Consider the following 21,005-nt stretch of genomic DNA (forward strand, 5'->3'; position numbering starts at 1 on the left):
ACCTGGCCGGGGGCGTCGCGGCCCGGCCCGGCCGCCACGCCGAGCGCCACCTGGCCGGGGGCGTCGCGGCCTGGCCGGGCCGCCGGGAACCGCGCGGGCCGGCGGCGCAGGAGCCCGGCGACGACCGCGACGGAACACAGCGCGAGGGGACCGATCATCGCGGAGGCGTTGCCGAGCAGGACGTTCGAGGCGTGGAAGGCCGGGCCGGACTGCTGCAGGCCGCCGAACGCGGCGGCGCCGTCGGGGAAGTAGGCGCCGAAGCCGGCGAACCCGCCGGGCAGCAGGGCCAGCGGGAACCAGGCGGGCGCCGAGACAGGGCTCATCCCGAGGACTGCGGCGGCGTGCAGGGAACCGGCGGCCGCGGCGAGGTCGAGAGCCAGTACCGCGCCGGCGACGGCGGCCAGGCCGGCGAGCCGGTCGTGGCCCGCGGTCCGCAGGCGGGTGCTCACCCGTACGGTCGCCGCGGTCAGGACCGTCCACGTCAGCACCGCCGGGCCGATGTCGATCCAGCCCATGAACGGCATGACGGCCACCTGGTTGCCGGCCAGCAGGAACATGTAGCCGGTCAGCCCGAGCAGGAGGACCCGGCGTACCGTCGTCCGGCCGCCGGCCGCCGCCATCACGGCCGTGGCGCCGGCCAGCGTGGCGGTCCCGGCGACCGCGCCGAACCGGCCCTGCGCCAGGTGCACGACGTTGAAGAGGGCCGCCGCGAGCAGGGTCAACGCGGCCGGCACGGACAGGGAACGCGCCCAGCGCGCGCCTCGCCGGGCCCAGGTGGCGGGTTCGTCGTCCGCCTCCTCGACGGCGGGGGAGACGGCCAGGCTGACCGCGAAGGCGAGTTTGCGGCGGCTGTGGGCCAGCTCGGCGTGCCACTCGCGGGCCAGCTCGTCGCGGAGGTCCGCGGGCCAGCGCCGCGCGGCGCGATCGATCAGGGCCCGCGCCAGGCGGTCGGCGGCCGTCACGCCGGCTCCACCTTCGGGCCCGGCACAGCCACCCGGGCCATCTGCTGCTGCATCGCCGCGACCTCGCGCCGCGCCGCGACCGCGCCGTCCGCGGTGAGCAGGTAGTAGCGCCTGTTCGGACGGCCGTCGGCGGACGGGTCGGTCTGCTCCCACCGGGACTCGACCCAGCCGGCCCGCTCCAGGCGCACCAGGATCGGATAGAGGGTGCCGCTGGGCAGGCCGGTGGCCTGCATCAGCTGCAGACCGTAGCGTTCGGCGGCGGGGTCGGCGAGCAGCGCCGCCACGACCTTGAGCACCGACGTGGTCATCCGGGGGGCCATGTAGGAACTCTACATAGGGTCGGGCGTCCTGTCACTCAGCTGGTCGGCGCCGCCGTGTCGTCCACTGTGATGCGGCCGGGTTGTTCGACGGTCGCCCAGACGCCGAAGGTCAGGTCGTGGTGCTCGGCCACGGTCCGCAGCAGCCGGCCGTGCCCGGGGAGATGCTCCTGGGCCAGGTCGATCATCACGCAGCGGGTGAGCCGCCGCTGCGGCCGCAGCACCACCTGCGCACCGACCCGCAGTTCCTGCCCCAGCCACTCGTCCTCCGGGAAGCCGCTGCCCGGAACGTCGACGAGCAGGTTGGCCCGGAACCGCAGCGGGTCGACCGCCGCCCCGGTCAGCTCCCCGAGCCGGCGCAGCGCGGCGGTGCTGATCACGCTGACTGGTCCCTCGTCGTGGTGACCGACCGCGGCCTCCCGGGCGATCGTCACCTCCCGGCCCAGCACCTCGCTGACGGCCCGGTGCCCGGCCGGATCGTCGGCGGCGAACCGGCGCCCGTCGGGCAATTCCACCACCGGCACATCGCCGCCGGCGTGGCCGCGCAACCGGAACAGGCCCGGCATGCGCCGGAAGCGCCGGGTGTCCTTGCCGCTGCCGAGCTTGCCGTCGGCGTCGCGCACCGCCCAGAGCCGGTCGCCGGCCAGCCCCCGCCGATCGACCTCGGCGGCCGCAAGGCACTCACCCAGCAGCGACTTGACCGGATAGCGGCGGATCTCGGCGAGCCGCCACGATCGACCGCGGCTCAGGCGAGGAACCGGGTCCGGCGCCGTCGGGCGACGACCACGCCACCCGCGCCGGCCAGCAGCAACAGCAGGGCCGTGCCCACGACCGCCGCGATGGGCGTGCCGGTCACCGGCAGGCCGCCCCCGCCGGTCCCGCCGGCGCCGTTGACGACGATCAGCGCCTTGTCGTCGGACCGGTCGAGCTCACACGCGCCGCCGCACGGGGCGATGACCTCGAGCTCCCCGGTCGCGCCCGCGATGACCTCGGTGATGCGCAGCTCGAAGCGGAACTTCTCGACCGCGCCGGCGGCCAGATAGCCGCCCGCGGTGCAGAGGTACTGGAAGGCTCCGGAATCGGCGGGCCGGCGCCACTCGGGGTCGCCCTCGACGACCTGCCGGCAGCGGGCCGGAACGGTGACGATCTCGGTGCCCCGGGGGAGGGTCACCCGCATCTTGGCCCGCATGGTGGGCTGATTCGGGTCGAGCGCGGCGGGACCGTCGTTGCGCAGCCCGACCGCCGCCGGCACCACGTCGCCCTTCCCGCCGTTGACCGCGACGCCCAGCGCCACCAGGTCGACCCCGTTGCGCCCGGTCACCGAGACCCGCAGGCGCGAGGTGTTGTCCCGGTCGTCCACGTCGGCCTGCCGCTTCGCCGCCGCGGTGGCGACCGGCTCGAGCGCCAGCACCGGCCCGTCACCGGCCGAGCCGGCGGGACGGCCCAGCGCCCGCTCCTCGGCCAGGTGGGCGTCGTGCTGGGCGGACGTGCGCCAGGTCAACGGCGCGGTCAGCCCGACGGGGGCCAGCGTGTCGCCCCGCAGCAGGAAGGGCAGGGTCGCCCGGTAGGTCGTGCCGGGCTGCAGCTGCTGGTCGAAACGGCAGGACACCAGCTGCTCCGCGGCGTAGCGGCAGTTGCGGAAGCGGGCGCCGGCCGCCAGGGCGGGCACGGGCAGTCCGGCGCTCAGCCCGACGCCGTCGGTCACGTTCGCACCCGCGTTGCGTACCGTCAGCGGCGCGGCGAAGGACGAGCCCGGCTTCGCGGAGATCGCCGGCACGGCGCCGGCGACGAGGCTGACGCCCTCGACGACGGTGGCCTCGGCGACGGTCGTGGCCTGCTCGCCGCGGGAACCCCGGAAGGTCGCGGTGATCGTGCCCTCGGTGCCCAGCGGCGCGGACGCCCCGCCGAACAGCACGACGCCGGTGCTGCGCTTGCCGGCCGGGGTGAAGTCGAAGAAGGTGTCCTCGAAGCTGCACGTGATGGAGGAGTCGCCGCCGGAGCAGTTGGGATTCGCGTCGTCGATGTCCACCCGCAGCCCGGCGGCGACCAGGTTCGCCGAGAGGCGGAAGGTGACGCTGCCGGCCTGGACGCGCTGCGCCGGATCCGCGTACGTCCGCAGCCAGACCGCCGTCCGGCCGCCGGGCGCCACATCGACGTCGGAGACCTCGACCCGCAGATCCGCCGGCGCCTGGGCGCTCGCCGCAACGGGGCCGACGAGGGCCACCGCGATGCCGGTCAGCGCGATGACCGCCGCGGCGAGCCGGGTGGCCCGCGGGCGCACGGGTTGGAGGCGCGTGGCGCCGGCCTCCGGAAGGGTCTTCGACGTCATGGCGAGGGACCTTAGCGACGCCGGGCCGGCGCCGCGACCCCGCTCGCCGTCCGTGTGGACAGCGACCGGCTCGGTCATCAGCCGGCCAACGACCCGCCGAAGATCTGCCACGCCAGCACGGACTTCGCGATCAGGCTGAGCACCAGATAGACCTTCTCGCCGTAGGCGTAGTCGGCCCACCGGCCGACTCCCCGGTACTGGAGCCACTGGTTGAGCCCGAAGCTGAAGAAGAACACGGCCTGGGCCACGACGATGCCGTAGACGAAACCGGGGACGGTCTCGGACCCGACGACGTTGACGGCGATCGAGATCCACGGGGCGAGACCGACGATCGTGCCGAACCAGAAGGGCAGCATCGTCGTCGCGCGGCGGCCCGGCGGGTTCATCAGCTCCTGGAGCCAACCGAACAGAATCATCGCCACGTTGGCGCCGGCGATCGTGATGACGGCGTTGATGCTCGTCACGCCCGAGTAGAAGCTGATCAGGACGACCATCAGCGTCGCGCTGACCGAATACTCGACCCAGCGGAAGCGGTTGATGCCCCGCCGCAGATCACGTTCGTAGAGGCCGCGCGCGACGGTCGCGGTCAGCAGGTGGTCCAGGGCCGCCAGCAGCAGGAAGACGGCGACCGCCCACCCGATCGGCACGTCGAACAGGGCCTTGGGCGCACCCACGGCGGTGCCGGGCGGTCCCTCGGGAAACGACGAGGTGACGGTGATGGCGAAGCTGCCGGCGAGCACGACGACAACCACCGCCTGAGCGAGGTGCAGGAGGGCGAGGCCGACGTTCCAGCGGCGCAGACCCGCCAGGCGCTCGTCGGTGACTCCGGTGGCGGTCGGCATGCTGTCGTTGCCTCGCACGGCTGGATCAACTCCTGCTCCGCGGTACGGACGCCGGGCGCGGCGTGAATGCTCCGATGATATCGCTCCCGGTGGCGGTCGGCCGGGCTGAGCTTGGGGGAGAGCAGTCGGTGTATGCGCAGGTGGTTGGGGCGCGCCCGGCAGGATTCGAACCTGCGACCGACGGATTAGAAGTCCGTTGCTCTATCCGCTGAGCTACGAGCGCCTGGCCGGCCCACGGAGTGTGCTGGCCAGCACATACTAGAGTTCCGCCGCCGCCCGGTCGAGCGGGATGTCACGGCGTCGTGGCGTCCGCTTTGTCCTCCGGGGCCGGCGGCACCGCGATCTCCGGCGTGCCCTTGGGCGGCACGAACGCGTCGACCCACCGGCCGAGTTCCTGGAAGACCTCGGTGCGCACGTCCCGGCCGGACAGCGTCAGGTCGTGCATGCCGCCGTCGAAGCGGGCGATCGTCACCCGCGGCCCGAGCCGCGGCGCCCAGCGCACGATGTGCTCGACGTCCAGCACGGAGTCGCTCAGCTGGACGTCCTCGTGCCAGCTGCGGCCGCGGAAGCTGCGGGTCGAGCAGGCGACCAGGATCGGGGCGTCGATGGCCAGCCCGGCGCGCAGGCGGGCCTGGCCGCGGCGGATCGCTTCGAGCCATCCGGTACGGACGGGGAAGCCGTTCAGCGGTTTCCAGGTGAGGTCGTACGTCCACTCGCCACGGTGGTCGCTGTGCAGGCTCTGCCCGTACAGGCCCAGCGTGCTCATCGGCAGCACCCTGTACGGGTTGCGACCGCTCGTGCGGCCCACCACGCTCATCAGCGGGCGGCGCAGCAGCCACGGCACGTTGAAGTCGAAGAACGGGCTGTTCAGGAAGAGGCCGTCGACGACGCCCTGGTCGTGGCGCGAGTGCGACCACAGTGAGGTGATCAGCCCACCGGTGGAGTGGCCGGCGACGAGCAGCTGCTCGTGGCCGTCGTCCTCGCGGATGATCCGGGCCGCCTCGTCCAGCTCCGGGTAGTACTCGGTGAGGCTGCGCGCGAAGTTCGGCGTCTGGTGCGGCAGCAGGCTGCGGCCGTACTTGCGCAGGTCCAGGGCGTAGAAGTCCCAGCCGCGCTCGACGAAGAAGTCGGCCAGATGGGTCTGGAAGAAGTAGTCCACGAAGCCGTGCACGTACAGCACCGCGCGCCGCGACGGGGTGTCCCCGCGCCGGCGGACCAGGGTCGCGACGACCGGGCCCTCGTCGTCGGTGCCCAGGTCGATGGTGAGCCGCTCGTACGGCGGGCCCAGGACGTCGGTCTCCACGCCGCCAGGTTACCCATGCGTAGGGACCTTCGCGCCATAGCAGATCAGCCGCGATTTCCATCCTCGTCCACATTCCGCCGTCATCCACAGGCTCGCGGCGCTCGCGAAGCGGACATCGGGTCGGTCGGCGCACGCTGCTTCGCAGATCCCCCGTCGTACTTCCCGTCGATAAGGAGACGCAGTGTTCGACACCAACATCGTGGTGGTCGGGAACGTCCTGACCGCGCCGGAATGGCGCCGCACCGCCAGCACGAACACCCTGGTCGCGAACTTCCGGGTGGCCTCGACGGCCCGCCGCCTGGAGAAGGAGACCGGGCGCTGGGTGGACGGCAACCACTTCCGGGTACGCGTCAACTGCTGGCGCCGGCTCGCCGAGGGAGTGGCGGCGTCCGTCACGGTCGGCGACCCGGTCGTGGTGGCGGGACGCCTCTACACCCGCGACTGGACCGACTCGGAAGGCAACCCGCGCACCACGTACGAGATGGAGGCGGTGTCCGTCGGGCACGACCTCGCCCGCGGCCGGGGCCGGTTCTTCCGTAACAAGCCCACGGCGGCGAGCGTGTCGGAGACGACGGAGGCCGAGGGCCAGATCCGCGGCGAGACGGCGATGCCGGTCCCGGAGGACGAGGTGCCGACGGTGTACGGCGACGGCCTGCTCGACGGCGACGAACCGACGTTCGCGGAGATCCCGGCCGGCCCGGCGGGCCTCGACCCGATCGCGGCCCTGCACGGCGGCACCATCGAGCCGTTCGACACGGGTGTGGCCGTCCCGGGCGGGGACCCGGGCCGGGAGCAGGACGGCGGCGAGCCCGGGGCCGCCGAGCTGCCGGCCCCCGAAGCCGGCGCGGCGGACGCCTCCGGCCGCGGGCCGGGGGTCAGCTCGGCGGGCGCCGGCGGCGCCGTGCCGGGGGCCGGGCACGGCTCGGCGGACGCCGGCGGTCCCGTGCCGGGGGCCGGGCGCACCCCGGCGGGCGGTCCCGTGCCCGGGCCCGGTCCGGGGCCGCGGTCCGGTGCCGGGTCCCGTTCGAGCCGGCCCGCGGGCGGAGGATCCGAGCCCGACGCGGGGCCGGCGGGCGAGAGCGAGAGCCCGGCGCGGCGTACCAGCCGGGGTCGCAGCCCGCGCCGGCAGCCCGTCCCGGCCTGACCCCCTTGGCGGCGCGTTCCCGGGCGTGACCGCTTCGTGAGCCGCCGTCGTCGCGGATCCGCATCCCCCTCGGATCCGTGACGGCGGCACCGCCCCGGCCCTCCCTTCCGCCCACCCGGCCGACAGCCTGGCGATCCGGCGCCGACCTCCGCGGCCGCCACCGCGAGGCCGGTCGGAGGGTGCGCACCGGCTCCGGTGCGGGTGGTCGAGGGCCGGCCGGCCGGTGGGTCTCGCCGGAGGTGGCAGCGAGGCCCGCCGGCCCGGCGGGTGGGTGTTCGGTGGTCGGCACCCACCCGCCAACCCCTGCCGTGCGGTGTTCCTGGCCGCCGGCGGCCCGGCCACTGCTGGTGACCAGCAGTGGCCGGGGTCGGAAAACGCGGCGGCGGAGATTTTCCCCGGTCTCCGCCGCCGCCCGGACGCCGGTCGCGTCGACGCCCTGGGGTGAGCGTCGCGAACGACCGGCCGGCGGGTGGGTGTTCGGTGGTCGGCACCCACCCGCCAACCCTGGGCCGCCCGCCCCGCTCCGGGGCGCTCTCCCCGAGAGAAAGGCGCAACCGCTCGGCACAGCGGACTGCGCCAGGAGCAGGGCGGGCGCCTCCCGCCGGCCGCCGTCCATCCCCCCGGACGGCGGCCGGCGCCGCCCCGGGGCGCCTGCGGGCAGGTGGGCGCGACCGAAGCACCGGAACAGCCTCACTAGGGTGGTCGAGATGGAAAGAGCTGGGCGGATGCCGACGACGCGAGCGGGCGCCCGGGGCGCGACGGCGGCCGACGCGATCGGGCTGCTGGCGGGCTTCGCGCTGGACGCCGCGCTCGGCGATCCTCGGCGCTTTCATCCCGTGGCGGGGTTCGGCCGGGCCGCCGGCGCGCTGGAGCGTCGTCTCTATGCCCCCGACCGGTGGGCCGGCACCCTGTTCGCCGCGGTTGCCGTGGGCGTTCCGGTGGCCGCCGGGGTCGCCGCTTCCGTGCTCACCCGGCGGCGGCCGGCCGCACGGGCCGCGCTTGTCGCCGCGGCCACCTGGACCGTGCTCGGCGGCCGCACGCTGCGCCGCGAATCGGCCGTCATGGCCGCGCACCTGGAGAACGGCGACCTGACGGCGGCGCGGGGACGCCTCAGCCACCTGTGCGGCCGGGATCCCTCCGCCCTCGACGAGCCGGAGCTGGCCCGCGCCACGGTCGAGTCGGTCGCCGAGAACACGTCCGACGCCGTCGTCGCCCCGCTGCTCTGGGGCGGCCTGCTCGGGCTGCCGGGGCTGCTCGGCTACCGGGCCGCCAACACCCTCGACGCCATGGTCGGACACCGGTCACCGCGGTACGCCCGGTTCGGGACACCGTCGGCCCGGCTCGACGACCTGCTCAACCTGCTGCCCTCGCGGCTCACCGGGCTGCTGACCGTCCTCGCGGCTCCGCTGGCCGGCGGCCGGCCGGCGGAGGCCCTGCGGGTGTGGCGCCGGGACCGCAACGATCACCCCAGTCCCAACGCCGGCCAGTGCGAGGCGGCCGTGGCCGGGGCGCTGGGGGTGCGGCTGGGCGGGCGCAACGTCTACTTCGGGCGTACCGAGACCAGGCCGTTGCTGGGCGACGGACCGCGACCCGCCGCCGCCCACCTGCGCCGGGCCGCCCGGCTCTCCGGCGCGGCCGGCCTGGGGGCCGTGGTGCTCGCCGCGGGCGTCGCCCTGCTCCGGTCCGGGCTCGTCGACCGGGCGGGTGCGCGGTGAGCGGCGGGCTGCTGGTCGCCGGCACCACCTCCGACGCCGGCAAGAGCGTGCTGACCGCCGGGATCTGCCGGTGGCTGCACCGGCGGGGTGTGAAGGTGGCGCCGTTCAAGGCGCAGAACATGTCGAACAACTCCGTCGTGGTGGTCGGCGCCGACGGGCGCGGCGGCGAGATCGGCCGGGCCCAGGCCATGCAGGCCGCCGCCTGCGGAATCGCCCCGGACATCCGGTTCAACCCGGTGCTGCTCAAGCCGGGCAGCGACTTCTCCAGCCAGGTCGTGCTGCTGGGGCAGGCCGTGGACACCGTCACCGCGGGCAACTACCGGTCGCTGCGGCCACGGCTGGCCGAGGCCGCCCACGCGACCCTGGCCGAGCTGCGGGCCGAGTACGACGCGGTGATCTGCGAGGGCGCCGGCAGCCCGGCGGAGATCAACCTGCGCGACGGCGACTTCGTCAACATGGGCCTGGCCCGGCAGGCCGGCCTGCCGGCCGTCGTCGTCGGCGACATCGACCGGGGCGGGGTGTTCGCGGCGCTGTTCGGCACGGTGGCGCTGCTCAGCCCCGAGGACCAGGCGCTGGTCTGCGGCTTCGTCATCAACAAGTTCCGCGGCGACCTCGGGCTGCTGCGGCCCGGGCTCGACATGATCACCGCGGCCACCGGGCGGCCGGTGCACGGCGTGCTGCCGTTCAACCTGGACGTGTGGCTGGACGCCGAGGACTCCCTGGCGTACGGGCGGGTGCTGGGCCGGCCCGCCGCCCCGCGCGGCACCGAGTGGCTGCGTGTCGCCGTGGTCCGGCTGCCGCGGATCTCCAACGCCACCGACGCCGAGGCTCTCGCCACCGAGCCCGGCGTCCAGGTGCGCCTGACCGTCGAGCCGGCCGAGATCGCCGACGCCGACCTGGTCGTCCTGCCCGGCTCGAAGGCCACGGTCAGCGACCTGGCCTGGCTGCGCGAGACCGGCCTGGCCGACGCGATCCGGGCGCACGCCGCGGCCGGTAAGCCGCTCGTCGGCATCTGCGGGGGCTTCCAGATGCTCGCCGGCACGATCCACGACGAGGTCGAGAGCCGCCGGGGCACCGTGCCCGGGCTCGGCCTGCTGCCGGTGGAGATCACCTTCGGCGAGCGCAAGACCCTGGCCCGGTCGCGCGGCGCGGCCTGGGAGCAGGTCCCGGTGAGCGGCTACGAGATCCACCACGGGTACGTGTCCGCCGGCGATCCGGCGCCGCTGCTGCGGTACGCGGACGGCACCCCGGAGGGCGCGGTCGTCGGAGCGGTCTGCGGCACGCACTGGCACGGCGCCTTCGAGTCGGACGAGTTCCGCCGCCGGTTCCTGACCGGGGCGGCACGGCAGGCGGGCCGGCACGGCTTCGTGGTCGCCCCGGACACCCGCTTCGCCGAGGTACGCGAACGCGCCCTCGACGTCCTCGGCGACCTCGTGGAGGAACACCTCGACACCGACGCCCTGTGGCGCCTCATCGAGTCCGGGCCCTCCCGTGGACTCCCCTTCATCCCGCCGGGCGCGCCGGCGCAGCCCGGAGGTGGCGATGGGAGCTGAGACCTTCGCCGCCCTCGCCGAGCGGATCCTCGAGCGGCCGCCGCGGCTGGGGCCCGTCCGGCTGGTGGCGGTCGACGGGCCCAGCGGGGCCGGCAAGAGCTGGTTCGCCGCGCGGCTGGCGAAGGCCGCCGACATCCCGCTCGTGCACACCGACGACCTGCTCGACGGCTGGGACGACCAGTTCACCTTCTGGGCGCGGCTCGAGGAACAGGTGCTCGGTCCGCTGCGGCGCGGCCGTACCGCCACGTATCACCGGTACCTTTGGCATCGGCAGGCGTTCGGCGGCAATCCTGTCGTGGTCGCGCCGGCTGCGGCCGTACTGCTGGAGGGTGTGACCGCCGCCCGGCGGGAGATCCGGCCCGAGTTGTCCTTCTCCGTCTTCGTCACCGCGCCGGCCGATCTGCGGTGGCGGCGGGCCCTGGCCCGCGACGGGCGCGACGATGTTGCCTTCCGGGCGTACCTTGAGCGCTGGCGCTTGAACGAGGACCGGCACTTCGCCGCGGACGCCACCGCGGCGCACGTGGATCTCCTGGTCGACGGGGCCGCCGAAGGTTTCGACGATCGGTACGAACGGCTCTGGCCGGCGCCGCCGGACTGAACCACGATCAGCTGCGTGAGCGGCGGGAACGGGGACGGACGATGACGACCGACGAGGAGAACCGGCCCGCGCGGCGCCGGATCACGCTGACCGGCATCAGCTCCCGGGCCTGGGAGCACCCGGCCGACCGCGGCGCGCTGACCGCCCTCCGTGAGCTGCGTGGCTTCGACGACGTGGTCAAGGCGTTCTTCGGCATGTGGAACGATCGCGGCTTCCGCCTGCAGTATCTGGCCGGGTCGATCCGCGTGGACCACCGTCAGTATCCGCGCGTCTTCCAGCGCTTCGCCGAGGCGGCCGCCACGCTCGACGTCGCGGAGCTGCCGGAGCTGTACGTGACGCAGTCGCCGATGATCAATGGTCAGGCGATCGGGATGGACAAGCCGTTCATCGTGATCACCACGGCGGCGGTGGAGAAGCTGGACGACGAGGAGCTGCGCGCGCTGCTGGGCCACGAGATCGGCCACGTGCGCAGCGGTCACGCCGTCTACAAGACGATCATGATGATTCTCACCCGGTGGGCGGCGAACGTCAGCTGGCTGCCGATCGGTGCGATCGCCCTGCGCGCGATCATCGCGGCGATGTACGAGTGGTGGCGCAAGGCCGAGCTGTCGGCCGACCGGGCGGGTCTGCTGGCCGGTCAGGATCCGGCGGCGTCGACCCGGCTGCTGATGAAGCTGGCCGGTGGCGGCGACCTGAGCCAGATCGACACGGCGGCGTTCCTGGAGCAGGCGGCCGAGTACGAAGGCGGCGGGGACCTGCGCGACAGCATCCACAAGCTCGGCATGACGGCGTGGAGCAGCCACCCCGTGCCCGTCGCGCGCGCCGCCGAGCTGCGTAAGTGGATCGATTCCGGCGAGTACGGCCGGATCCTCGGTGGCGACTACCCGCGCCGCGACTCCGACGGCAACGCCTCGGTCACCGAGGACGTCAAGGCCGCCGCGGACTCGTACCGGCAGTCCTTCAACGACTCGCAGGACCCGCTCGTGGGCCTGCTCCGCAAGCTGGGGGACGGCGCCGCGGACCTCGCCGGGTCCGCCGCACGCGGCGCCCGGGACTGGGCCGCCAAGGGCCGCCGCCCCGACGACGAGCCCCCGGCGCCGCCCGCGAGCTGAGTTGTCCACAGGCCGGCGCAGCGGGCCCCCGCGGCCCGCACCGACCGGCTTAGGATCGGTTCATGACCGAGCCTGCGAGCACATCACCATCTCCGCGCCCGACGAAGCTCATCGCCGGAGCGCCGGCGGAGGCGATGGCATGAGCCTGACCGAAGACGACCTGCGCGCCGCGATCGCCCGTGAGCTGCCCGGTGTCCGCGCCGACCTCGAGCGGCTGGTCCGCATCCCCGGCATCGCCTTCGACGGCTTCGACCACTCGCAGGTCGAGCGGTCCGCCGCGGCCGTCGCCGAGCTGCTGCGCGGTTGTGGCCTCGAGGTGGAGATCGTCCGGGGGTCCGGCCAGCCCGCCGTCATCGGCCGCCGGGCCGCCCCCGAGGGCGCGCCGACCGTGCTGCTCTACGCGCACCACGACGTGCAGCCCGCCGGCGACCCGGCGCTGTGGACCAGCGACCCGTTCGAGCCGGTCGAGCGCGACGGCCGGCTCTACGGCCGCGGCGCCGCCGACGACAAGGCCGGCGTGATGGCGCACGTCGCGGCGTTGCGGGCGTTCGGCGACGAGCTGCCGGTCGGCGTCGTGCTGTTCATCGAGGGCGAGGAGGAGTACGGCTCCGAGTCGCTCGACGAGCTGCTCGAAACCCACAAGGAGACGCTGCGCTCCGACGTCATCGTCATCGCCGACTCCGGCAACTGGGACATCGGCGTGCCCGCCCTCACCACCTCGCTGCGCGGGCTGGTCAACTGCTTCATCGAGGTCAGCACCCTGAGCAACGCCGTGCACAGCGGCATGTTCGGCGGCCCGGTGCCCGACGCGCTCCTCGTGCTGTCCCGGCTCATCGCGACCCTGCACGACGAGAACGGCGAGGTTCTCGTGGACGGCCTGGCCCGCCGCGAGGGCGCGACCGTCGACTACCCGGAGGACCGCTTCCGCCACGAGGCCGGTGTGCTCGACGGCGTCAAGCTGATCGGCGAGGGCCGGCTCACCGACCGCATCTGGACCAAGCCGTCCATCGCCGTGCTCGGCATCGACGCGCCGCGGACCAGCGAGGCGCCGAACGCCCTGGTGCCCAGGGCCAAGGCCAAGCTGAGCGTGCGGCTGGCGCCGGGCGACGACTGGAACTCGGCGTACGCAGCGATCCGCGCCCACGCCGAGAAGTACGTGCCGTGGGGCGCCCGCGTGGAGGTCACGCTGGAGAGCGGCGGTGAGCCGTGCGTGATCGACGCGACCGGCCCCGCCTTCGACGCCGCCCGCGCCGCGTTCCGGACGGCCTGGGACGGGGTCGCGCCGGTCGACATGGGCGTCGGCGGGTCCATCCCGTTCATCGCCACCTTCCAGGAGCTCTTCCCGGAGGCGGCGATCCTGGTGACCGGCGTCGAGGACCCGTATGCCGGTGCCCACGGGCCCAACGAGAGCCTGCACCTCGGCGAGTTCGCCCGGGTGTGTCTGGCCGAGGCCCTGCTGCTGCGCAACGTGGCCGCGCTGGGGAAGTGACATGACCGCCGAGCCGAGCTGCGACGTGCTGGTGGTCGGCGCCGGGCCCACCGGGCTGATGCTGGCGAACTGGCTGGTGCGGCTCGGCGTTCAGGTGATCGTCGTGGACGGCAAGGACGGCCCGACCCGCGAGTCACGGGCGCTCGTGGTGCAGGCGCGCAGCATCGAGGTGTACGACCAGCTCGGCATCGCGGACAAGGTGCTCGCGGCGGCACACCGGGCGGAGGCGCTGGCGCCGGGCTTCGGCAGTCGCGTCTTCGGCCGGATTCCGCTCGGGCCGCTGGGGGCGGGCGTGACGCCGTACCCGTGGATCGAGATCTTGGAGCAGAGCCGCAACGAGGAGATCCTCCTCGAGAACCTCCAGGCGCTCGGCGGCGAGGTCCGCTGGGGCCGGCCGGTCACCTCGTTGACCGCCACGTCCGAGGGCGTCGAGGCGGTCTGCGGCGACGAGACGATCAGGGCCCGGTTCTGCGTCGGCGCGGACGGGGCGAACTCGGTGGTCCGCAAGTCGCGCGGCATCGCCTTCGAGGGCGTGACCAACCCCCACACGTTCTACGTGATCGACGCGACGGCGGTGGGCGGCCTGGTGGGCGGCGCGATCAACGTCCGGCCCGGCGGCGACGAGTTCCTGCTCGGCTTTCCGATGCGCGGCGGGGACAACTGGCGCCTGATCGGCCTGGCCCGCGACGACGACGGCGACGGCGTCATCGCCGAGCAGGACGCCCGGGCCCGCATCCGGCGCTCGTTCGCGGTGACCTACGACCAGTCGCGCTGGTTCGCGACGTACAGGGTGCACCACCGGGTGGCGGCCAGGTTCCGCGACGGGCCGTTCCTCCTGGCCGGCGACGCGGCGCACGTGCACTCCCCGGTGGGCGGCCAGGGCATGAACACCGGCCTGCAGGACGCGCACAACCTGGCGTTCAAACTCGCCGACGTGGTGCACGGGCGGGCCGGCGAGGCGTGGCTGGACCGCTACGAGGCCGAGCGGCGGCCGGTGGCCCGCACCCTGGTGGCGACGACCGACCGGCTGTTCGGCTTCATCACGTCGCAGCGGCTCGCGCTGCGGGCCCTGCGCCGGCTCGTCGTGCCGCTGCTGGCGCCGGTCGGGGTCCGGGTGCTGCCCCGCACGCGCGGCGGCTCACGCTTCTTCGGGTACGTGTCCCAGATCAGGATCCGTTACCACCTGACGCCGGACGCGCGACGCGACCCGGTGGTCGGTCGCCGGCTGGCGTGGGCGGGGGACAACTACGAGGTGCTGCGGTCACTGCAGTGGCAGATCCACGGGTACGGCGGGGTGGAGAAAGCGGACGTGCCGGAGTTGGGGCTGCCGGTGCACCTGTTCCCTGCCGCTCCGCAGACCCCGCTGTTGCCGGGACGGCTCTATCTCGTACGGCCGGACGGTTTCGTGGCCGCCGTCGCCGCGCCCCCGGACGCCGAGTCGGTGTTCCGCGGCGTCATGCCGGAGCCGCCCGACGGGGTCCACCGCCCCGCCTGACCGGCTCGGAATACCACTTTGCGGCAGTCCGGACGAGCCCGCCGAAGGGTGCCACCGTTGGCGTGATTCGGGTCGCTTGATCGGGTGAGTCAACTGCACAGCGAAGATCGGTCCTGTTAGGATTCGAACATGAGTTCGAACGAGGCTATCGTGGCGCTCCGCGCCGCCGGCAGTGCTCTGGGGGACGTCGACGTCTCCGGGTGGGACGACACCGCCCTCACCGACCAGCTCGCTGAGCTGTCCGAAGCCCTGTGCCAGCTCGACGCGCAACTCAGCCGCGTCGCCGAAGCCATCCGCGCCCGCGGCTACCGCATCACGGAGCCGGTGGCCGCCTGACCTTGTTCATGTCCCCGGGCCCGTCGCCCGGCGCACGCCGTCGCCACGGGGTGCGCCGGGCGACAGGCCCCCTTCGCCGGCGTGGCGGGTCGCTGTGCCGGGGTGGGCGGCCTGGGAGAAGGGTCCGCTCGTGCGTGGGCGGTCGGTAGGTCGGTGGGTCGGTGGCCGGGCCGCGGGGCTGGCGCGCTGTGCTGGGGTCGATGATCCGTTGGCCAAGGCAGGCGCGCTTGTGCTGGGGTCGATGGTCCATGGGCCGGGCCTGGCGCGCTGTGCTGGGGTCGATGGACCGTGGCCGGAGCCGGCTGCTGCGCTGAGGTGGACGCCCCCGGGCCGGCCTTACACGCTGCGTCGCAGCGGCGTGCGTCCCTGTGCGGCTCGGATCATGGGTTGCGGTTGGGGCGACGGCCCGCTGGCGGGCGGTGACAACGCACGCAGGCCGACTGAGCCCGACCAGACCCACCCTCCGGCTGTGGGACAGCCCCTGGACCGGGCCGGTCGCGAACGCTTCACGGGGGAGCGGATCGCGACCGGCCCGCGAATGTCGTAGGGGGCTGCCAGGATGGGCCTCGTGCAGTTCCTCGACCTGGCGGCCACCTCGGCCGCCGTTTCCGCCACCTCCGGCCGCAAGGCCAAGATCGACCTGCTCGCCGCCGCCCTGCGGCGTCTCGACCCGGGCGAGCTGGCCGCCGGCTCCGCCTACCTGGCCGGCGAGCTGCGGCAGCGGCAGACCGGTGTCGGCTATGCCGGCCTGCGCGACCGGCCCGCCCCGGCCGCCGAGGCCACCCTCACCGTGGCCGAGGTCGACGACCGGATCGCCGCCATCTCCGTTGTCGCCGGCGCCGGGTCGCAGGCCCGCCGGCGCGAATTGCTGGCCGAGCTCTTCGGGCGGGCCACCGCCGACGAGCAGCGGCTGCTCGTCGGCCTGTTCAGCGGCGAGCTGCGGCAGGGCGCCCAGGCCGGCCTGCTCGCCGATGCGATCGCTCGCGCCGCCGAGGTTCCGGTCGCCGCGGTGCGCCGGGCACTGCTGCTCTCCGGCGACCTCAAGCAGGTCGCTGTCGCGGCGCTCACCGGCGGCGCGCCGGCGCTGGCCGAGATCAGCCTGCGGGTCGGCACTCCGCTCACCCCGATGCTGGCCAGCAGCGCGCCCGATGTGGCCGCCGCGCTGCTGGCGACCGGTTCGCCGGCGACCGTCGACGTGAAGCTCGACGGCATTCGCATCCAGGTGCACCGCTCCGGTGACGACGTCGCCGTGTTCACCCGCAGCCTCGACGACATCACGTCGCGGCTGCCCGACGTCGTCGCCGCGGCCCGGGCCGTTCCGGCTCGCGAGTTCGTGCTCGACGGCGAGGCCATGGCGCTCGACGCCCAGGGGCGGCCGCGACCGTTCCAGGAGACGTCGAGCCGGGCCGCCACCCGCGGTGCCCGCCGCGGCGGCCAGCCCGAGCCGGTCGAAGGGCCCGGGCTGGTCCCGTACTTCTTCGACCTGCTGCACCTCGACGGCACGGACCTGCTGGACGAGCCGGGCCGGGTGCGCTGGGCCGCGCTGGCCGACGCGCTGCCCGCCGACCTCATCGTCGGGCGACAGACCGTCGAGAACGAGGAACAGGCCGCCGAGGCCTTCGCCGCCGCGCTCGCCGCCGGCCAGGAGGGCGTGGTCGTCAAGGCCCAGGAGGCCCCGTACGACGTGGGCCGCCGGGGCGCCGCCTGGGTCAAGGTGAAGCCCCGGCACACGCTCGACCTGGTGGTTCTGGCCGTGGAGTGGGGGCACGGGCGGCGCCAGGGGTGGCTGTCCAACCTGCATCTTGGCGCGCGCGACCCGCGGACCGGCGGCTTCGTCATGCTCGGCAAGACGTTCAAGGGCCTGACCGACGAACTGCTGCGGTGGCAGACCGAGCGGTTCAAGGAGCTGGCGATCGACGACTCCGGCTGGGTGGTCACCGTCCGGCCGGAACAGGTGGTGGAGATCGCCTTCGACGGGGTGCAGACCTCACCGCGATATCCGGGCGGGGTGGCGCTGCGCTTCGCCCGGGTCCTGCGCTACCGCGACGACAAGCGCGCCGAGGAGGCGGACACCATCGACATGGTCAAGGCCATCGGGCTGCCCCCGCCGCCCAAGAGCTGACCTCGGGCCGGGGGGATGCCGGGTGGGACGGGATGCGGGGCCGGGCCGAGCGGATGCCGGATGGAACAGGGATGCCGGGCCGGGCGGGATGCCGGGCCGGGGTCGGACGCTGGATTGGATGCAGGGCCGGGCTGGATGGCGGGCCGGCCCGGATTGGATGGCGGGACGGGGCCGGACGCCGGGCGGGGGCCGGGTTGGATGCCGGGTCAGGTCGGGCGGAATGCCGGCTCGGGGCCTGATGCCGGGCCGGACCGGGCCGGGTTGGACGCCGAGTGGGGCCGGGTTGGGTGCCGGGCGGTGCCGCGTTGGGCGGGATGCCGGGTCGGGCCGGACGCCGGGCGGGGCCGGGCGGGGCCGGGCGGGGCTGGGCTGGGCTGGGCTGGACGCCGGGCGGGGCCGGCCCGAGTTGGATGGCGGATCAGGTCGGGCGGGATGCCGGGTCGGAGCCGGACGCTGGGTCGGACGCCGAGCCGGGCCGGGTCGGACGCCGGACCGAGCCGGCATGGATGGCGGGCCAGGCAGGCCGGGCCGGAAGCCGGATCAGGGCCGGACGCTAGGCCGGGCCGGGTTGTATGTCGGGCCGGCCGGATCAGGGCCGGACGCCAGGCCGAGCCGGGATGTATGGCGGGCCGTCCGGGCCGAGTTGGACGCCGGGCCGGACCGAGTTGGACGCCGGGCCGGGCCGGGCCGGACGCCGCGCCGCGCCGGGGGCGCCGCGCCGGGGCGCCGGGGGGCCGCCGCGCCGCTCGAACGGCACCGACAACGCCAAGGGAATGCCAACGACTGCGGCATCAGAAGACCGGCCACGCCGAAACGCCAAAAGAGCGAACCTTAGAGCGCCGCCAAAGACCGAACATAATTAACCTGCTGATGAACATAAGTAACCTGCGCCTGATCAGTAACCGCAATCCGCGCCACATACTGCCGCGTCGCGTTGGTCACCGTCACCTGCACCGTTCCGCGCGGAACCGTCACCTTCACCAGCAGAAACAGCAGGCTGAAGACCGTCAGCACGCAGAATCCCACGATCGACGCCACGATCGCCCACGTCGGGATCCGCTGCTCGTTGTGCCAGTAGTCCTGCACCGTCCACGTCGAGCCCGCCAGCGGGATGTCCCCCGCTGGGGTGTGCACCACCGTCGATGTCACGCCCATGTCCCCGATCTGGACGATCACCGGCCCGGGCGCCACCGGGTCCGGGGGGACCGGCTGCTGGGGGGCGGGCACGCTCCAGGGGTCGCTCGGCTCGGAGCCCGGAAAAGTCACGCCGCCGAGGTTAGTCGGGCTGCCGCGCGGTGGGAACGGCCGCCATGCGCTGGTCCGCCTCCGCCACCCGGTCGACCCGCTTCTTCGGCGTGTCGCCCTGGGCCTCCCGGCGGGCCTGCCACCCGTACGCGAGCAGCGCCATCACCGCGAACAGCCACCACTGGACCGCGTACCCGCCGTTCTGCCACGAGTCCTCGTGGTCGATCGGGATCCGCGTGAATCCCGGCTCGGGGTCGCTGACCAGCACGTACGCCCCGTACACGGGGAACGGCAGCGCCGCCGCCAGCTTGGGCACCGCGATCCGCCGGGTGTCGATCCGGCCGTCGCGCCGCTCCAGCGGCGCCGGCCTGCTCTCCGACCGGTGCACCTGGCCGACCACCGTGATCTGGCCCGTGGGCGCGGGCGGCGCCACCGGCGCCGAGATCGCGTCGCCGTCCTGCGACGGCACCCAGCCGCGGTCGACCAGCACCGCCGTGCCGTCGGGCAGCAGCAGCGGGGTGATGATCTCGAAGCCGACCGCGCCGCCGACCGAGCGGCCGCGCGCCTGGATCTCGTGCGTCGGGTCGTAGCGTCCGGTGACGGTGACCTTGGTCCAGGCCGCGTCCTCGCCCGGCGCGGCCCCGGGTCGGCCCGCCGCGGCCGGCTTGGCCAGCACGGCCGTCAGCGGCACCGCGGGCGTCGAGTCGGCCGCGTCGATCCGGGCGTTGATCGCGCTGCGCTCCTGGTAGCGGTGCAGCTGCCAGTTGCCGAGGAACACCATGATCACCGACGCGGCCACGGTGAGCGCCGCGGCGGCCAGCCAGCGGGGCGTCAGCAGGAACCGGTACACGTTCTGAGGCTACCCGGCTCGCGGTGGCCGCTTCCCGCTGGCAGGTAGGGTGCGATGTCCGGCCGTCAATATCATGTCGCCGCCGTTTGCCGTATCCCCGAGGGAGCCGTGATGTCCACCCAATCGCGCCTGGTGGTGAGCGCACCCTCGTCCGGGCACGGCAAGACCGCGATCGCGGTCGGCCTGCTCGCCGCCTGCACCGCGCGGGGGGTGCCGGCGACCGGTTTCAAGGTCGGGCCCGATCACACCGATGCCGCCTACCTCGGCCTGGCCGCCGGGCGGCCCGGCCGCAACCTCGACCCGCGCCTGGTCGGCGCGCAGCGCATCGCGCCGCTGTTCGCGCACGGCGCGGCCGGCTCGCAGCTGGCGGTCATCGAGGGCGCGATGGGCCTGTTCGACAGCCTGACCGGGCAACCCGAGATCGACGGTACGGCCGCAGTCGCCGCCGCGCTGCGCGCGCCGGTCGTGCTCGTGGTCGACGTGGCCGCCATGGGTCACTCGCTGGCGGCGCTGGTGCACGGATTCCGGATGTTCGACGAGATGGTGCACCTGGGCGGCGTCATCCTGAACCGGGTCGCCTCGCCCCGCCACGAGGAGATGCTCCGGACCGCCCTGGACGACATCGGCATGCCGGTCCTCGGTGCGCTGCGCCGCGGTGACCTGCCGGCGGTGCTGCCGGCCCGCGCGCAGGGGCCGGTCCCGGTGGCCCACCGCACGGTCGAGGCCGTGCGCGCCGTGCGCCGGCTGGGGGAGGCGGTCGCCGGCGCGATCGACCTCGATCGGGTGATGGCGCTGGCCGAGGCGGCGCCGCCGCTGCCCGACCCGGCCTGGTCGCCGTTGGACGCGCTGGCCGGCGCGGGCGGCGAGCCGCCGGCGCCGCCGGAGAACCGGCCGGTGATCGCGCTGGCCGGCGGGCCGGGCGCGCCCTACACGTACGTGGAGACGGTCGAGCTGCTCACGGCGGCGGGCGCGGAGGTCGCGATCGTCGACCCGCTGCGCGACGAGACCCTGCCGGCGGGCACCCGCGGGCTCATGATCGGGGCGGCCCTGCCGGAGGGGTACGCGGAGGAGCTGTCCGCGAACCGCCGCCTGTGCGCGGCCGTGGCGCAGCTGGCCCACGACCACCGGCCGATCATCGCCGAGGGGGTCGGGCTGCCCTGGCTGACCCGCGACTTCGACGGCCGGGCCATGTGCGGGGTGCTGGACGCGTCGGCGCTGACGGCGGGCCAGACGATCGCCGGCTACCGCGAGGCCACCGCCCCGGCGACCTCCCCGCTGGCCCCGGCCGGCGCCCGGATCACCGGCTACAAGCAGCACCGCGCGATCGTCACGCCGCGCGCCGGCCAGGTGCCGGCCTGGACGTGGGCGGGTGGCAACCCGGAGGGCTTCGTCTGGCGTCAGGTCCACGCCTCGCAGCTCGGGCTGCACTGGGCCGGCGCCCCGGAGATCGCCCGGCGCCTGGTCGCGGCGATGCTGGCCCCGGCGCCGGCCGCGGCGGTCGTGCCACCGCCGCCGGACGGGGACCCGGGCGAGCAGACCCTTTCGCTGTCGGGCCTGACCCCGCCGCCGGCCTGATCGTGAGTGATATCTGCC

General features: G+C 74.6%; 17 protein-coding genes, 1 tRNA gene and 1 pseudogene. 10 read left to right on the top strand and 9 right to left on the bottom strand.

Annotated elements, in window-relative coordinates; translation table 11 throughout:
- From Ani05nite_RS30690 to Ani05nite_RS30720, 7 genes are all read right to left on the bottom strand, one after another.
- A partial coding sequence (locus Ani05nite_RS30690) for a hypothetical protein (protein ID WP_203774197.1) occupies nt 1–962 on the bottom strand: 962 nt, incomplete at its 3' end.
- Entirely contained in the window at nt 959–1,282 is a 324-nt protein-coding gene (locus Ani05nite_RS30695; RefSeq protein ID WP_203774199.1) for a PadR family transcriptional regulator, read from the bottom strand. The genes Ani05nite_RS30695 and Ani05nite_RS30690, both read right to left, overlap by 4 nt.
- A gap of 35 nt (nt 1,283–1,317) precedes the next feature.
- Nucleotides 1,318–2,028: an MOSC domain-containing protein gene (locus tag Ani05nite_RS30700; RefSeq protein ID WP_203774257.1), complete on the bottom strand. Its 711-nt coding sequence runs from the start codon at nt 2,026–2,028 to the stop codon at nt 1,318–1,320.
- Nucleotides 2,025–3,608, bottom strand: coding sequence for a hypothetical protein (locus Ani05nite_RS30705; RefSeq protein ID WP_203774201.1), 1,584 nt, complete (start codon nt 3,606–3,608; stop codon nt 2,025–2,027). Before Ani05nite_RS30705 ends, Ani05nite_RS30700 begins: the two co-directional genes overlap by 4 nt.
- 77 nt (nt 3,609–3,685) lie before the next feature.
- Nucleotides 3,686–4,468 (bottom strand): heliorhodopsin HeR, encoded by a 783-nt coding sequence (gene heR, locus Ani05nite_RS30710; RefSeq protein ID WP_203774206.1) that lies wholly within the window; start codon nt 4,466–4,468, stop codon nt 3,686–3,688.
- Nucleotides 4,469–4,600: 132 nt separating this feature from the next.
- Nucleotides 4,601–4,673 (bottom strand) — tRNA-Arg (locus tag Ani05nite_RS30715).
- Nucleotides 4,674–4,742: 69 nt separating this feature from the next.
- Complete coding sequence (locus tag Ani05nite_RS30720; protein WP_203774207.1) at nt 4,743–5,753, bottom strand: alpha/beta hydrolase; 1,011 nt, start codon at nt 5,751–5,753, stop codon at nt 4,743–4,745.
- A 181-nt stretch (nt 5,754–5,934) separates the two neighbouring features.
- On the opposite strand from Ani05nite_RS30720, the pseudogene Ani05nite_RS30725 reads away from it, so the two are divergent.
- The 9 genes and pseudogenes from Ani05nite_RS30725 to Ani05nite_RS30765 all read left to right on the top strand — a co-directional run.
- Nucleotides 5,935–6,627 (top strand): annotated as a pseudogene (locus Ani05nite_RS30725) (single-stranded DNA-binding protein); the annotation flags it as partial.
- A gap of 995 nt (nt 6,628–7,622) precedes the next feature.
- Nucleotides 7,623–8,612 carry a cobalamin biosynthesis protein gene (locus Ani05nite_RS30730; RefSeq protein WP_203774210.1) on the top strand — a complete coding sequence of 330 codons (990 nt, stop codon included), beginning with the start codon at nt 7,623–7,625 and terminating at the stop codon, nt 8,610–8,612.
- Nucleotides 8,609–10,165, top strand: a complete 1,557-nt coding sequence (locus Ani05nite_RS30735) for a cobyric acid synthase (protein WP_203774211.1) — start codon at nt 8,609–8,611, stop codon at nt 10,163–10,165. The genes Ani05nite_RS30730 and Ani05nite_RS30735 overlap by 4 nt, the downstream gene beginning before the upstream one ends.
- Nucleotides 10,155–10,763, top strand: a complete 609-nt coding sequence (locus Ani05nite_RS30740) for a uridine kinase family protein (RefSeq protein ID WP_203774212.1) — start codon at nt 10,155–10,157, stop codon at nt 10,761–10,763. Before Ani05nite_RS30735 ends, Ani05nite_RS30740 begins: the two co-directional genes overlap by 11 nt.
- 41 nt (nt 10,764–10,804) lie before the next feature.
- A complete protein-coding gene (locus Ani05nite_RS30745; RefSeq protein ID WP_203774213.1) occupies nt 10,805–11,875 on the top strand; it encodes a M48 family metallopeptidase in 1,071 nt (356 codons plus the stop codon).
- Between the two features lie 145 nt (nt 11,876–12,020).
- On the top strand, nt 12,021–13,364 hold the full coding sequence (locus Ani05nite_RS30750) for a dipeptidase (protein WP_203774259.1): 1,344 nt from the start codon (nt 12,021–12,023) through the stop codon (nt 13,362–13,364).
- A gap of 1 nt (nt 13,365) precedes the next feature.
- The gene (locus tag Ani05nite_RS30755; protein ID WP_203774214.1) at nt 13,366–14,859 is read left to right on the top strand and encodes an FAD-dependent monooxygenase; all 1,494 of its coding nucleotides are present in this window, start codon (nt 13,366–13,368) and stop codon (nt 14,857–14,859) included.
- Nucleotides 14,860–14,988: 129 nt separating this feature from the next.
- A complete protein-coding gene (locus tag Ani05nite_RS30760) occupies nt 14,989–15,195 on the top strand; it encodes a hypothetical protein (protein WP_203774215.1) in 207 nt (68 codons plus the stop codon).
- Nucleotides 15,196–15,754: 559 nt separating this feature from the next.
- Nucleotides 15,755–17,317: an ATP-dependent DNA ligase gene (locus Ani05nite_RS30765; protein ID WP_239130794.1), complete on the top strand. Its 1,563-nt coding sequence runs from the start codon at nt 15,755–15,757 to the stop codon at nt 17,315–17,317.
- Nucleotides 17,318–18,148: 831 nt separating this feature from the next.
- Here Ani05nite_RS30765 and Ani05nite_RS30770 read toward each other — a convergent pair.
- Both Ani05nite_RS30770 and Ani05nite_RS30775 read right to left on the bottom strand, forming a co-directional pair.
- Nucleotides 18,149–18,583: a hypothetical protein gene (locus Ani05nite_RS30770; protein WP_239130796.1), complete on the bottom strand. Its 435-nt coding sequence runs from the start codon at nt 18,581–18,583 to the stop codon at nt 18,149–18,151.
- A gap of 10 nt (nt 18,584–18,593) precedes the next feature.
- The gene (locus tag Ani05nite_RS30775; protein WP_203774219.1) at nt 18,594–19,412 is read right to left on the bottom strand and encodes an SURF1 family cytochrome oxidase biogenesis protein; all 819 of its coding nucleotides are present in this window, start codon (nt 19,410–19,412) and stop codon (nt 18,594–18,596) included.
- A gap of 111 nt (nt 19,413–19,523) precedes the next feature.
- Between Ani05nite_RS30775 and Ani05nite_RS30780 the strand changes: the two genes are divergently transcribed.
- On the top strand, nt 19,524–20,987 hold the full coding sequence (locus Ani05nite_RS30780; protein ID WP_203774221.1) for a cobyrinic acid a,c-diamide synthase CobB: 1,464 nt from the start codon (nt 19,524–19,526) through the stop codon (nt 20,985–20,987).
- The last annotated feature ends 18 nt before the right edge of the window (nt 20,988–21,005 follow it).

The sequence above is a fragment of the Actinoplanes nipponensis genome, from assembly GCF_016862275.1.
GTDB classification, from domain to species: domain Bacteria; phylum Actinomycetota; class Actinomycetes; order Mycobacteriales; family Micromonosporaceae; genus Actinoplanes; species Actinoplanes nipponensis.

Bases quoted from the DNA above. Each gene is read 5' to 3' on its own strand.
- Ani05nite_RS30745 (WP_203774213.1), top strand. From the start codon at position 10,805: ATGACGACCGACGAGGAGAACCGGCCCGCGCGGCGCCGGATCACGCTG.
- Ani05nite_RS30780 (WP_203774221.1), top strand. From the start codon at position 19,524: ATGTCCACCCAATCGCGCCTGGTGGTGAGCGCACCCTCGTCCGGGCAC.
- Ani05nite_RS30765 (WP_239130794.1), top strand. From the start codon at position 15,755: ATGGGCCTCGTGCAGTTCCTCGACCTGGCGGCCACCTCGGCCGCCGTT.
- Ani05nite_RS30760 (WP_203774215.1), top strand. From the start codon at position 14,989: ATGAGTTCGAACGAGGCTATCGTGGCGCTCCGCGCCGCCGGCAGTGCT.
- Ani05nite_RS30740 (WP_203774212.1), top strand. From the start codon at position 10,155: ATGGGAGCTGAGACCTTCGCCGCCCTCGCCGAGCGGATCCTCGAGCGG.
- Ani05nite_RS30730 (WP_203774210.1), top strand. From the start codon at position 7,623: ATGCCGACGACGCGAGCGGGCGCCCGGGGCGCGACGGCGGCCGACGCG.
- Ani05nite_RS30755 (WP_203774214.1), top strand. From the start codon at position 13,366: ATGACCGCCGAGCCGAGCTGCGACGTGCTGGTGGTCGGCGCCGGGCCC.
- Ani05nite_RS30695 (WP_203774199.1), bottom strand. From the start codon at position 1,282: ATGGCCCCCCGGATGACCACGTCGGTGCTCAAGGTCGTGGCGGCGCTG.
- Ani05nite_RS30705 (WP_203774201.1), bottom strand. From the start codon at position 3,608: ATGACGTCGAAGACCCTTCCGGAGGCCGGCGCCACGCGCCTCCAACCC.